The 14,110-nt window shown below is 49.6% G+C and carries 11 protein-coding genes; 8 read left to right on the forward strand and 3 right to left on the reverse strand.

Going from position 1 to position 14,110, the window contains the following annotated elements; all coding sequences use genetic code 11:
- Positions 1-5 precede the first annotated feature (5 nt).
- From PM3016_RS10545 to PM3016_RS10565, 5 genes are all read left to right on the forward strand, one after another.
- The gene (locus PM3016_RS10545; protein WP_013915534.1) at positions 6-527 is read left to right on the forward strand and encodes a hypothetical protein; all 522 of its coding nucleotides are present in this window, start codon (positions 6-8) and stop codon (positions 525-527) included.
- A complete protein-coding gene (locus PM3016_RS10550) occupies positions 524-2,632 on the forward strand; it encodes a multicopper oxidase family protein (protein ID WP_014369424.1) in 2,109 nt (702 codons plus the stop codon). The genes PM3016_RS10545 and PM3016_RS10550 overlap by 4 nt, the downstream gene beginning before the upstream one ends.
- Before the next feature lie 534 nt (positions 2,633-3,166).
- On the forward strand, positions 3,167-3,973 hold the full coding sequence (locus tag PM3016_RS10555; RefSeq protein WP_013915538.1) for a hypothetical protein: 807 nt from the start codon (positions 3,167-3,169) through the stop codon (positions 3,971-3,973).
- A 2-nt stretch (positions 3,974-3,975) separates the two neighbouring features.
- A complete protein-coding gene (locus tag PM3016_RS10560) occupies positions 3,976-5,871 on the forward strand; it encodes an FAD-dependent oxidoreductase (protein ID WP_013915539.1) in 1,896 nt (631 codons plus the stop codon).
- 108 nt (positions 5,872-5,979) lie between these two features.
- The gene (locus tag PM3016_RS10565; RefSeq protein ID WP_274380017.1) at positions 5,980-6,786 is read left to right on the forward strand and encodes a helix-turn-helix domain-containing protein; all 807 of its coding nucleotides are present in this window, start codon (positions 5,980-5,982) and stop codon (positions 6,784-6,786) included.
- 348 nt (positions 6,787-7,134) lie between these two features.
- On the opposite strand, the gene PM3016_RS10570 is transcribed toward PM3016_RS10565, so the two are convergent.
- A complete protein-coding gene (locus PM3016_RS10570; RefSeq protein WP_014369425.1) occupies positions 7,135-8,094 on the reverse strand; it encodes a D-2-hydroxyacid dehydrogenase in 960 nt (319 codons plus the stop codon).
- A gap of 13 nt (positions 8,095-8,107) precedes the next feature.
- The gene (locus PM3016_RS10575; RefSeq protein WP_013915542.1) at positions 8,108-9,265 is read right to left on the reverse strand and encodes a glycerate kinase; all 1,158 of its coding nucleotides are present in this window, start codon (positions 9,263-9,265) and stop codon (positions 8,108-8,110) included.
- On the opposite strand from PM3016_RS10575, the gene PM3016_RS10580 reads away from it, so the two are divergent.
- Both PM3016_RS10580 and PM3016_RS10585 read left to right on the forward strand, forming a co-directional pair.
- Positions 9,234-10,529, forward strand: a complete 1,296-nt coding sequence (locus tag PM3016_RS10580) for a CdaR family transcriptional regulator (protein WP_238540491.1) — start codon at positions 9,234-9,236, stop codon at positions 10,527-10,529. The two genes, PM3016_RS10575 and PM3016_RS10580, sit on opposite strands and share 32 nt — an antisense overlap.
- Positions 10,530-10,750: 221 nt before the next feature.
- On the forward strand, positions 10,751-12,229 hold the full coding sequence (locus tag PM3016_RS10585) for a glycoside hydrolase family protein (protein ID WP_014369427.1): 1,479 nt from the start codon (positions 10,751-10,753) through the stop codon (positions 12,227-12,229).
- 21 nt (positions 12,230-12,250) lie between these two features.
- On the opposite strand, the gene PM3016_RS10590 is transcribed toward PM3016_RS10585, so the two are convergent.
- Positions 12,251-13,030 carry an AraC family transcriptional regulator gene (locus PM3016_RS10590; protein WP_013915545.1) on the reverse strand — a complete coding sequence of 260 codons (780 nt, stop codon included), beginning with the start codon at positions 13,028-13,030 and terminating at the stop codon, positions 12,251-12,253.
- Between the two features lie 353 nt (positions 13,031-13,383).
- Between PM3016_RS10590 and PM3016_RS10595 the strand changes: the two genes are divergently transcribed.
- Complete coding sequence (locus tag PM3016_RS10595) at positions 13,384-14,103, forward strand: hypothetical protein (RefSeq protein WP_041619084.1); 720 nt, start codon at positions 13,384-13,386, stop codon at positions 14,101-14,103.
- Positions 14,104-14,110 lie beyond the last annotated feature (7 nt).

Consider the following 14,110-nt stretch of genomic DNA (forward strand, 5'->3'; position numbering starts at 1 on the left):
CTGGAATGAGTTACAAATTATCCATGAAAGCGAAGCAGGCCATCATCACGGTTCATGTGCTGTCGGTCGTCTGTTGGTTGGGAGGCGCTGCGGTCATGCTCCTGCTGGGGCTGCATGTACTCAGGGCCGAAAGCGGAGATCAGCTGCATTATACCCTCGAAAATATGCATCTGGTGGATGTCGTGATGATCCGGTACACCGCGCTGGTCGCTTTATTGACAGGACTGGTTTTATCGATTTGGACACATTGGGGATTGTTCAAATATTATTGGATCGTCATCAAGCTTATCCTGACCGTAGGCTTGATCGTGTTTGGCATACAGTATATGGGCTCATGGCTATCCCAGCTCATGCGTGACGGGGACCTGCTGAGAGATCTCGCACTCGGCGCCCCCGGTTTTCGCCAGACGGGTTACTCTCTGATGGGAGGAGCCATTGCGAATATCGCGGCGTTGGTCTTCATGACGGCCATCTCTTACTTCAAACCGTTTGGGAAAATCAATGGCAGCCAGAAGGGGAAGGGGTGAACATGGCTGCGATCTATGCCGGTATTCCTCTAACCCTGGTCATGACAGCATTGTGGGCTCTCGCCAGCTGTATAGTGACAGGGCTCTGTTATGCTGCCAGCCCCAAACGTTTGAGAGTCTGGACGGCCGTTCTCCTCTGGGTCTGCGGTCTGGCCATCGTTCTCAGTGCTGCATGGCATTGCTTGATTCTGGGTGTGTATGCTGCCAAAGGCTGGTTGTTTGTGGAGGGGACGGTCAAAACGGCCGTACCTGTCATGCTGCTCTCTCATCTGTCGTATATTCTCTTCGCGCGGCCGCAGCTAAGAGCCATTCGAATGATGGCTGCAGACGAAGCGATGGTGAACCTGCAGGCAAAAGCGAGCCATCCCCGGTTCGTGATCCCGGTCTATGCGGCAGGAGCGGCGTCAGGCCTGAATGCGTTAAGCACCATTTTCTCACAGCCGGTTCTGCCGGGCTTCATGGAGATCATGCAGTGGCCCGCACTGCTGCTCATCATATTATTCATCCCTTTCGCTGTCATCCGAAGGAGATATCAGGCCATGCTGAACTGTCAATTCCTGATCAAGCCGATCGGGGAAAGACTGCTTACAGCTGCGGCATCGGTCACCCTATCCCTCCTGATGGCCGGTGCAGGGGTTGGCTCTGCAGCTCTGTTAGAGAGGAACGCTTCCCTGTTACCGGAAGCCTCGGACATGATGAACCATCATGAAGTGGATGAGGGAGGCGGAGTGCCTACCGCGCTCACGGCGCTTCATACGCATGATGCGCATCATGGGCATGCCAATGGAGTGGAAGTAGCCGCGCTGACAGGCGACATCTCGGCTCCTGCAGATGTCAGGTTCGAATTGACGGCGCAGAAACAGAGCGTCACCCTGACTTCCGGAGCCATCGTTGAAGCATGGACCTACAATGGTGAGCTTGCGCCCCAGCTGCGCGTGAAGCAGGGAGAGATGGTCGAAGTCAGGCTGGTGAACAAAGATATCGAGAAAGGGGTCACCATTCACTGGCATGGTTACAATGTGCCGAATGCAATGGACGGTGTGCCCGGTATGACCCAGAATATCGTGAGGCCGGGGGAAGACTTTACTTATAAATTCCGTGCGGATCAGGCTGGGACCTATTGGTTTCACTCCCATCAGCAGGCATCCGAACAGGTAGGGAAGGGGCTCTTTGGTTCCCTGCTTGTAGACCCGCTGCGAGAAACGGAGGAGACGGATTCGGAGCTGGTCGTCATCCAGCACACCTGGAGAACCAGTCAAGGGCAGTTAAAAGCTTTTGGGAATGAGGATCAAAAGCAGTTCAAGCAGGTGGAGCCAGGCAATAAAATAAAGCTGCGAATCATCAATACGGATCATCAGTCACAAAAATATCGTCTGCAGGGAACTGATTACCGAATCACGAGTATCGACGGTATGCAGATTCTAGAGCCGGAGCCTTTGGAGAATCAAACTTCCTTCCGGATCGCTTCGGGAGGGAGATATGATGTGACCTTTACGATGCCGGACCATCCCGTGCAGCTGCTCACAGGCGGCTCAAGCGGAGCTGGCGGTCCGAGTATCCTTTTTCATACCGGTATCCCTCCAGAACATTCGGAGCTTGGGGAGGAATCCCGGGAGTTCGATCTGGCGGAATACGGAAAACCCCTGGCGAATGATCTGACCTCCGCAGCGGCGTTCGACCGGGAATTCACGATGATCATGGGAAACCGGCTGGGATTCTATAATGGACAGCTTCGGTTTCTGTGGACGATCAATGGGAAAGTTCATCCCTATACGCCAATGTTTGCTGTCAAGGAAGGCGACAAAGTCAAGACGACCTTCGTGAATCGAAGCCTCGCAGAGCATCCGATTCATCTTCACGGGCACCACATGACCGTACTCAAGAAGAACGGACGGGAAGTAAAGGCCCCCTGGCAGACCGATACGTTAAACGTACTGCCGGGTGAGAGTTATGAAGTGGCTTTTCTCGCAGATAATCCCGGCATGTGGATGGATCACTGCCACAACCTCGACCATGCGGCGACCGGCATGATCCTGCACCTGATGTACGACCATGTGCTGCCATCCTATGAGGTGGGGATGAGGTCCGGAAACCTGCCCGATTAAACAGTAAAAACCCAGGAGCTTCTGCCGCGGCGGAGGCTCCTGGGTTTTTAGTATAAATCATGACCCGTCAAGACTCTGCAGATCCTTGCAGCTGAACGCCCGGCAGCACAGCAAGAGCAGAACGGCCAAATACCTGGCCGTATAGAGCAGGAAGACGTTCGAAGGAACGCTCGGTACGGAAAAAGGCCCTAACGGATTCATTCTTCAAAATCATGAATGATGAATGGGTATCTGAGGTAATTGGGGATTGGGATTTTCCATATAATTACAGAAATATTGGCTGCCGTATCTCCCGACCGGATTGCATTGGTTATTAATCTTCGGTTTGATACACCGATTGAATTTGTACAACCCACATTAAATGTGCGCTATAAAGAATTGTATAGAGAGTGGAGAATCCTCCATATTTCAACTCTGATCATCCATTTACTCCTAGTGGCTCCAGCGTATAATTAAACATATACAACATCCTAAAACCTCTGATGGCTTGATAAACAAGCATTTCAGGGTACACAAAGCAGGAGGTCTTGGAACATGAAACAAGATGAACACGTACCGACTTTGATTATAGGAGCCTCCATGCTGGGCCTCGGGCTGGCGTCCTCCAAGGGGGGCGATGCCGTGGTGCTGGAGTCCGGCAACAGCGTCGGCAGCGAGTTTATCCGGAGCTTCAAGCTGAGCCGGCCATGGATTCCTGCGGAGGAAGCTTCCCCCAGCCGGGAGATCCGCGAAGAACTGACAAAGCGGAACATTATGAGTGGGGAGGGCAGCATCCACCTGCCCGGGTTGATGCCCGTCATGATCAAGCACATCAAGGAGCACGACCTTCAAGTGAGAATGCAGTCCTCTGTTGTAAACGTCAGCATGCGGGAAGGGAAATTTGTTGTGTTGTATTATGATGCATCGGGCCTCAGGACCATAACAGCAGACAAGCTGGTGGATACTTCAATCCCATGCTCCACCAAGCCCGAATGCCTTCGTGTGAAAGCCAAAAGCCTGAATGTCATGATCATGGGATTACCGGAGGGCTCTGATTTTGTAGCGGCAGAGGGATATGAAATTCGGCGAGGCCGGTTTGATTCCGAGACCATCCTCCGATTCCCGCTGGACCCCAACGAGGACTGGATATCGGCAAGGAGCAGGCTTTTCCAGTTTTGGTTAAATCGGCCGCTCTCGCTGAAGCCGTACGCATTTGTCACACATGCAGAGGAATTCGATATGGAGTACGAGGAAGCCCGGCAGCAGATCGCTCCAGGTTGGGAATGGCTTCCCTCGGCTTTTTATGCAAACCCTCTTGAAGCCTTCGATCAGGGCTTCCACTATGGGAAAGGAGACTTCTAATCATGCAGCTCATGGAGAAACGGGATGGCAGAATCATGGCTTCACCGGCAGAGGGTCTATTCGAGGAGCACTATGATGTCATTGTGGTAGGGCTGGGGACAGCCGGCTCGATGGCCGCCATAGCTGCTGCCAGAAGAGGACTTAGGGTGCTGGGTATTGAGCGTCTTAACTGCATGGGAGGGACGGGAACCGTTGGCGGCGTCGTAGGCTACTACTATGGAAACCGCGGCGGAATATTTGAGGACATCGACAGTCAAGTGGCAGCTTATCAGAGGCAGGACGATTTCGCGCCTTTCCAGGGAGTCCATGCCGAAATCAAGAACTGGATCCTGGATACCGAAGCGGTCAAAGCCGGTGTGGAATTAAGATATGAATCGTTTGTGATTGGCGTTTACCGGGAAGAGCTCAAGGTCAAAGGCTTGTGCTGGGTGTCCCCGGCCGGTATTCACCGGACCACAGCAGGCGTTGTGATAGACAGTACGGGAAATGCGGAGATTTGTGAGCTTGCCGGTTGTGCTTTTGATATGGGAAGAGAGCTTGACGGAGAATGCCAGCCGTTCTCGAATGTTCAGATGAAGCTGTACCCGAACGGATCGGTAGGCAATTTCTATACCGATTCCGGCTATATTGATGTAACCGATCCAGAGAATGTGACCCAGGCGATCATCGACTCCAATATGCTCGGTACGCATCTGCAGGAAACCTTTACAGGGGAAGCGCTCCTGCTCAAGACGGCTCCATTGCTGGGGATTCGGGAGAGCCGCAGAATCGTCGGTGAAGAACGGGTCACGTTTACGGATGTGCTGGAGGACCGCCTAACCCGGGAGCCTGTTTTCTTTGGCTTCTCCAATCTGGACAATCACGGCAAGGATATGGCATTTGAGAGCGAGAATCAGCAGGATTGGCTGGTGGCGGCGAGTCTGTTCGGACCGAACATGAATGTTCCGGTTCCTATGGGGACATTCATTCCCCAGGGGTTTGACGGATTGCTCGCGGCAGGACGCTGCATCTCCCTGGATCATGATATTGCCTCTGCGATTCGCCAGAAGAGGGATATGGAAAAATCGGGTGAGGTTGCTGCTGGTATTGCCTACCTGGCCATTCGGGAGAACATGCATGTCAAGGAAGTCCCCTATGATACGCTGAAGGAATTGCTGGTCGAGACGAAGTGTCTAAAGCCTGGGCAAACTCTGGAGTTCCGTGAGATTACTCCCCAGGAGGATCATGAGCTGAAGCCGATACCCGCCTCCAAGTGGCTGACAGATCCGCAAGCCATCAAAGAGGGCCTTGCAGGTGATAAACCCGGGATTGCCATCTGGTCCGCCAGACGGTTGGGCGGCTCCATCCTCACCTCATTGAAGGAATGGATGGATGAGCGCGATCAGCCTCTGCTCCGGAAGAACAGTGCGCTGGCACTGGGTTTAATGGGGGAGAGCGCATGCCTGCCGGTCCTGCGCGAGATCGTGTACTCACGAGATTTGTACCTGCCGCGAACCAGTCGTAAATACAACCAACCTCATGTGTTCGCGGCTATTTATTTGCTGGGTCGTTTGAAAGACCATGAAATCATGCCTGAGTTGATGAGCTTCATGAGCAATGAATCTTTCATGGACACTCTTGAGGCTGACAGCAGCAATGATGAGTTTATCTTCGACCGGGCAGAGCTGTATTTTCAGTTCTTCAGCTTTTCCATGATGGCGGCTCTGCGCATTGCTGACCGGTATGAAGAGTGGAGACCACAGATCGACGAGGTTGTTTCCGGACGTCTCGCCGACCCGGATTTCGAATTAATCATTACCCTGAAGACTCATATTAGAGAGGCCAATGGGTTCCTCAAGAAAAAGATGAATGAACGGGTCCGGCGTATATACAGCGCCTATACAAGCCGTTGGAATTGACTTTGATCCGAGAGGCGTTAACTTTATAATGAAAGAGTAGCGCTTTTTTGTTTCATGCTTAAGCAGCATGGAGGGATCAGGATGGACCAGGATTTTATGAATCGTTTTATGCCCCGGATTCATGATGTATTATTCCGGGATGAGGATCACTGGCGCAGTCATGCTTATCAAGTGGCTATCCACTCCACCAGGATGTGCAATCTGGGCTTTGTCGTTCGAGGATATGGAGTGCTGGAGGTGAACGGGAATTCATATGAATTAGGCCCGGGATGCTTTTATCAGATTTCACCGCCGGGCAGCAGAATGAAATTCTCGACGGATGAAGCCGATCCGCTGCTGTACATTGCTGTACACTTCGACTATCGGCTGGTGCAGTGGGAAGGAATGGACATGTCTTCCAAAGAATCGGGGTCTGCGATCCCCATGCCTCATATGCTGGCGCTGGATGCTGTGTCTGAGGTGGAGGAGCAGTTTCGCAGGCTGCATCAGTTGTGGAACGGGAAGCAGCCGGGGTATGAATGGCGGTCAAGGATACTCCTCATGGAGCTGCTGGATGGGATAGAGAGGAAGCAAGCGGCCCCGTCACTGGCGGTTCTGAGAGCGGAGGAAGCCATCAGGAAGGCCATGGAGCACATACACGCTCATTACAAGCAGCCTGTCAACCGGGACCAGATGGCCCGCAATTGCTCCATGTCTGTCAGTTACTTTGCCTTATTATTCAAGAAGATAGCGGGTTACAGCTATGTGAATTATGTGCATAAGGTCCGCATGGATAAGGCCAAAATTCTCCTGCGCAGCGGACTTGCTCCGATATCCGAGGTGGCTTTCGAGGTTGGCTACCAGGATCCCCTTTATTTTTCCAAGCTGTTCTCCCGCGAGGTAGGGTTGTCCCCCAGAGAATACCGCAAGGGATAGCACAGCGGTGGAAATCCCCTGAATGTCGTGGGCCTTGGAAGGACGATGGACGCTCATACTGGGTATATTTATTGGGTTCGCTGGTTTGATTTTGTGCTCGATGGAGCATGGGGAAACGGCATTGAAGTAACAGGGAATGATAGTTGAACGATCCAGGAGCAGTTTGCCGCGGCAGCTGCTCCATTTTTACATTGAAGCAGCTGGCGCAATAGGAGTACCGAACCCTGGCTTTCAATTCGGAATGGTACAATAGCGCTAATGATTATGGAGGAGGAACGAGTTGTCGAAACGTTACTACATACAAAACCTGCCGCATGACGGATGCAGCAGGTCGTTTACCCCGATCATCTATAGATTAACAACATGAATAAGTGCCCCAGCCTGGAACTGACGCACGTTCTCTACGGCAGTGTCCATAAGTCTCTCGCGTGCCTCTTTGCTTGCCCAAGCGATGTGTGGGGTTATGATGCAGTTTGGCGCATGCAGCAGTGGATGATCCTGCGGAGGAGGCTCGATAGACAGAACATCCAAAGCGGCACCTGCAAGCTTTCCGTTATGGAGTGCATCAGCAAGGTCCTGTTCTGCAATAATCTGTCCTCGTGATGTATTGATCAAATAAGATGAAGATTTCATAAGCTTAAGCCGATCCTTATTGATCAGCTGGAATGTATCCGGTGTAAGAGGGCAATGCAAACTTACGACATCGGCTCGTGTCAGCAGCTGCGGCAGGTCCACCCATTCTATACCTTTGACAGGCGTTGGTGATCTACGCCCGCTACCTGCAGCAATTACATTCATTCCAAAAGCACGAGCGATTACTGCTGTTTGGTGTCCAATTTTACCGAGTCCGATCAGGCCAATCGTCTTGCCGGCCAACTCCATTAATGGTGTACGCGTGAAGCTGAAATCGGGGCAGGCAGCCCATTCTCCCGACGCAACGGAAGATGCATGTATGCCGACCTGCTGAACAAGCTCAAGAATCAGCGCAAAAACGAATTGTGCAACAGAGTTCGTGCCATAAGTTGGCACATTGGTTACTGGTATACCACGTTTACGAGCTGTTTCCACATCAACGATATTGTAGCCGGTAGCTAGAACACCTATATATCGAAGATTGGGCAATTGTTCCAAGGTTTCGGCTGTTAAAGGTGTTTTATTTGTAAGAATGATATCCGCGTCTTGAGCTCTAGTTATGATCTCTTCGGATGCTGTTCGATCATAAACAATTACATCACCTAATGTTTGTAGTTTTACCCAACTGAGGTCATGTTGCTGTAAGGTATATCCATCCAGCACAACAATTTTCATGTCGAATGCTCCTTTATCCGATTTTTCGACTTGACTGAATTAGCCGCACCACATTTCGTGTACATTGCAGTAACAGATTCTCAGCCTCCTGCAGACAGTGGTCGAGTGTCGCTGGCTTATTCACCGAGGCAAAACAACCGGTGAAATGAGAGTAAAGCGACTCGATGCCTTCACCGTGACTACCGGAAATAAGCACCACAGGCTTTCCCGACTCTGCTGCCAGTGTGCTCACATAGCTGGGCAGCTTGCCGTAGAGGGTTTGGTAATCGCTCCTGCCTTCACCGGTCAGGACCCAATCGCTTTCCCGGATGGCGCTCTTCAGCCCCGTCAGATCAGCAATAATCTCAGCTCCCGGAACGACACGTCCACCTATCGATTGCAGTGCAAAACCAAGTCCTCCCGCTGCGCCAGAGCCAGGGGAAAGAAGGAGTGAATGATTAGAATTGCGGCCATTTCCAACCTCCAGCAGTCTTCCATATCGGGCCATAGCTTGATCTAATGGCTCCATCATTTCGGGAAGGAGTCCTTTCTGCGGACCAAAGATATACGTGGCTCCAGATGGACCTGCTAAAGGGTTTGTTACATCACTCGCAATGATTAGCTCGCATTCCATAATACGGCTATCCAGTTGGCTCCAGTTAACAGAAGCAACGCTTAGCAAATCTGCTCCGCAGCCATATAATTTTTGTCCCCGTTCATCGTAAAATTGTACTCCAAGGGCAGCCAGCATTCCCATACCGCCATCATTGCATGCGCTTCCTCCTAAGCCTATGACAGCGTGGCGTATTCCTTGGTCCAGCAAAGCCTTCAGCATGTCTCCAAGTCCTCTGCTGGACACAATTAGAGGATCTCTTTGTCCCTCGTCTACCATCGTTAATCCACAAATATTGGCTATCTCGACTACAGCCGCAGGATGTGGCCAGTGACCATGTAGTTTCCCGTAATAGGAAATAGTCTGAGTTCCATCCGGGCCCGTAACAGGCACACGAATCGGATCTGCTCGACCGGCGCTAATTACGGCATCAACCGTGCCTTCCCCTCCATCTGCCATCGGAAGGATTCGAACATGTGCATCTGGAATTTCTTCCATGATTGCTTGCGACATGATGTTTCCGACCTGCAGAGAAGTCAGACTGCCTTTGAAGGAATCAGATGCAATAAGAAATTTCATGGGGTATGACCTCCTGTCCGATAAGTTGATCTTAGGTTATAATTTTCATAAAGTCATTAGAACAAATGCACAAGAACGCCTATTAAATTTCATTGTTTTTAGTGTAATACTCACAAATAAGTGCTCCATCGAGGTGAACTTGTTGATTACGAGAGAGCTTGCGACGGTGATTGTTAGGGAAACGATGCTCCGTACGAATTTTAACATCAATGTCATGGATGTGAGCGGGCATATTATTGCCTCCGGCGACCCATCAAGGCTTGGGGATTATCACGCTGCGGCAGCTTACGTTATTCGACAGGGCCAAGAATTGCTGATAGATGAATCGAATCAATCCCGCTGGAAGGGATCTCAGCCCGGATTGAATCTACCGATTATCGTGCATGGACAGGTTGTTGGAGCAATTGGAATCTCGGGCAGGATAGAGGAGATCAGCCCGGTTGCCCAGTTAGTGAAAATGACTACAGAGCTGATGATTAAACAGAGCCAGCTGAAGCTGCAGCAGGAATGGAGGCAACTGCATATGGACTGGGTTCTGAAGGAACTTGTGGAAGGTACCGGGATTCATGAGGGGAAAATTGATCAGCGGCTTCAAGCCATTGGATGTATCATCACCGCCCCATATCAGGCCATTGTAATTGAGCACGAACCATCTCTCCTATTCAATACCGAAGAGAGGTTTTTTGATGTTATGAGTCGGAGGTTAGCAGGCAGGTCCATCCTTCTAAGCGCCTATCGTCCCCATCGAACATTATTACTCTGCTATGGAAATGCGACTTCTTCGTTATCATCAATGCTGGATCAGGTACGCCTAATGGTTACCTCTTGTACAGCGGACTATTGCATTGGAGTCGGTTCCTTGGTCCAATCCCTTTATGCGGTTCGTTCCAGCTTTGAAGAGGCGGAAGCGGTGCTTCGCTACCCCAGCAATAAGGAGCGTGTCCTCACATACCGCCAGGCAGCAGGTCCAATTATCATTAATGAACTGCCCAGCCCAATCAAGGAAAAACTAATTTATGCCTCAAAAGAGTACTGGAATAAAAAAATCGAGGAAACCCTTGAGGCATTTTTTTCATCCGATCTTAATATGGCAGAGGCCGCAAAGCTGCTTGGCATCCACCGGAATACAATGCAATATCGGCTGGAACAAATACATAAGCAAAGTGGTTATAACCCTCAAAAATTTCAAGAAGCTCATATTTTGCAATGGATCGTTTGGCTCCAACAGGCATTGCGTGCTGAGGGAGGCGGTAGCGCGAATTGAGTTGAGTAATGGCCATCCTTCCTTGGGGTGGGGTCGGGATCAAATCTCTTATGGGCGAGCCTGGCCGAGCTGGCAAATCCGCCTTCGATTATCCCCAATGCTTGAATAGTGCAGAAAACAGATCGGATCTGTCATTGACCGGTTAAAGGATATCTCTGTATGCTTGATGTAAAGCTATCTCGCATGTGAGATGATACTGACGGGTTAGGGAGAGAATGCACATGACTAAGGTTAAATCTGATAGAACGCATTATGTCAGTCCAAGGGCTACAGATAACGTAGAGGGATTCAGTATGAAAAAGCCTGACCATCCGATTGATCTGCCTGATATTGGTTCTGTGAGACCGAGAAGTACTGATGCAATAGAATCCTCCAATTGGATGCTTGGATGCGAAACTTTAGATCGTGATTATGCGGATTATCATCAGTATAAGGAGTATATTTCTGCACTGGGAATAAAAGTGCTTCGTATGCAAGGAGGATGGGCTAAAACTGAAAAAGTCCAAGGGATATACGATTGGACGTGGATGGATAACATTATTCACGATGCGGTTGACAGAGGATTTATGCCGTGGCTGCAAACCGGATATGGCAATCCCATTTATCCCGGCGGTGGGGGTGAAAATCTGGGAGCGGGGATGCCATTATCACATGAAGCACTGACTGCATATGAAAATTGGGTAGCGGCAATGGTTTCAAGATATAAAGAGAAAGTGAAAGATTGGGAAGTATGGAATGAACCTAACTTCAGTGATAATTTGGTCAATACACCGGAAATTACGGCCGACTTCAATATTCGCACAGCAACGATTATTAAATCTATTCAACCGGATGCAAGAATTTCAGCCCTTGCTTTAGGACATATCGATATTGAATATGTAGAAAGATTCTTTCTATATTTGAACGAGAAGAAGGCGACAGGATTATTCCACAATGTCACGTATCATGACTATGTCTATAATCCTGATGCCAATAAACTTGCTGTATATAAGATGAAACAAATCGTAGAACAGTATGCTCCGGGCATGATCATGAGACAAGGTGAAAATGGTGCGCCTTCAGTAGGCGGTACAGGCGGAGCGCTTTCCGATTATAACTGGTCTGAATTAACACAAGCCAAATGGGATGTAAGAAGAATGCTTGAGAACCTTGGAAACGACATGGAGTGCAGCATTTTTGGAATCATTGACATGAACTATTCCGGGAACGGCCCAATAAGAAGAAAGAATACGAAAGGAATTATTGAATCCGCTTCCGACAATCAAGCAGTAAGGCCGAAGATAGCTTTTTATGCAATCCAACATGTAACATCGATCTTTGATCATACACTTGAAAGGCTGAAAACGTTAAAGCACACGCATCAAATTGCATCAAGAGGGTCACGCCCTGCGTATTCGATAAATACGGACAGAAGCATTTCGGTATATGGCTACCGAAATAAGGCTACACAGAAGCAGCTATACGCAATGTGGGCGGATGATGCTATACCAAGAGACAAGTACGAACCGAAGTATCTGGAATTTAGTGTTGAAAATGGAAACTTCGATGATCCTGTTTATGTAGATATCATCACGGGCGGAGTTTATGAAATACCTGCAGAACAACAGAGTATAGTTGGGGACATTTATACATTTAAGAATATCCCAGTATATGATTCTCCCATACTAGTTGCGGATAGAAGCTTAATAAGTATGAAGTAATTGCCGATTCTATCCAAACAGCTACTTCTCTTTCCCCGGACTATGTCCGAAGAGCCTTTTGTAAGATCGACAGAAAAAAGACAGATTGGTAAAGCCTACGGCTTCTGCTGCTTCGTCAATGGGGTATTCCCCGCTGCGAAGCAGTTTTTTTGCTTCTTGGAGTCTTATTCGATTGCGATAGTCAATCGGAGATAAACCAGTATATTCGGTAAAAAGCCGTCGAAATCCGGGTTCGCTCAATCCGGTCATATCCGCATAATCGCTGATCTTACGACGGTCCGCATAGTGCATATTCATTTCTTTCAGAGCGGGCTGCAGCTTTTTGAACTTGTAAGGAATGTTCTGAATTTTCCTGGAGAGATGCCACAACAATTCATACAACCGGTAAAAATAATACATCGGATTTTCGCCGGCCCCGGCTTTCAGGTCCGTACGCAAAGAAGAGAAGATCTCTTCCGCATGATCAAATGTGATCAGAGTCGGTGCGGAAAGGTAATAAGGAAGCTCTCCGTCGATTGTATCAAATTGTGCAATTCCGACCTCGTTCTCGGCATCCAGATAGGCACTGGTGTGACGGGTCCCCGAAGGAAGAAATACTAATTGTCCCGCAGAGGCCATGATATTGCTATTGGCAGGGTCTATAAAGCTGTAGCACATGGTACCGCGGAAGGTATAGATGAACGAATGCTGGCTTCTGCCCTCGGAATACGACATGATATGTCCTTGGTGACGTTGTACGGTAATAAAGCTTATATTTCCGATGGTAAACAGAGCTTTTTGCGGACTGTAATTGGTTTTCAAGATCAATCATCCTTGTGCGTTCAAGTTGAATTTAGTATAGCTATTGTTCATGCAAATAGTCAATCGAATATTGCTCGAATAGTGCAAAAGCGGATTGGATCTGTCATTGTGAGATGAAGGTTATCTATGTACCATTTAAGTATGTCGAAGCCGAGCAGTCCGGATCCTTGCATGAAGAGGATGCTCAGCATCTTGAATCCGCACTGCATTGCAATATTGTCTGCTGATCAGCTTCAAAAGAGCTGAAGCTCTATGGAACGGACTGGTTGAACGTACGGGAAGATATGTGACGTTTGATGGGCTGAAGGCACCGCAGGATACAAATGAATGGTGGCACACGGTGTGGGATAAGCTTGCAGCCGGATAAGCCGATAGACGAATTTATCGGTCCGTGGTTCCGTGCAAGGTCGAACCCGCCGGAGGGGATGCTCGAGACATCTCATGTGGGGCTTGCCGTCTCCATGGCGTTGATCTTAACCCCTACGCTGTTCGACGAAGAGGAAACAAGGCGCATCCTACAGGCACTGCGTGATAAATGTCAGGAGCCTTGTCGGCGCTGGTTGGACAACCGCTTCCGGGAACGTAATGCCTTGAGCAACTGGTTTATGATTCTGCTTGACGGTTTTGGTACCGCATCCATCTTGCTAGAGGATGAAGAGGCTGTAGCTTGGACGGTAAAGCAATACGGATTTCTCACCCAGCTGTACAACCAGGACAGCTACGGGGAATCATTGCAATATTGGAACTACGCTACGATTCATCTGAGCCATCTTCACGAGATGCTGATCCGCTACAAACCGCAATTAGCAGGAGAGCTGGACTTGCTCTGCTATACCCGCTGCATTCCCTGGGCTGTTTATTCGTTCCTTGGGATGAAGCCAATGACCGGTTGGGGGGAGAAGCCTTACCCGCGCTCACTGAACTTTGGCGATTCTACCGTGTTATTCCGTCCTTCAGGAGATGTGCTCATGCACATTGCCGCTCGAGCAAAGGAGCAATCGCGTACCCGGGAGAGGAGCTGGAACCAAACGATCTCGGTACCTTTGGCATTTTTCCAACGCATTCTTATCTGACGCTGCT

The organism is Paenibacillus mucilaginosus 3016 (assembly GCF_000250655.1).
In the GTDB taxonomy this organism is placed as follows: domain Bacteria; phylum Bacillota; class Bacilli; order Paenibacillales; family NBRC-103111; genus Paenibacillus_G; species Paenibacillus_G mucilaginosus.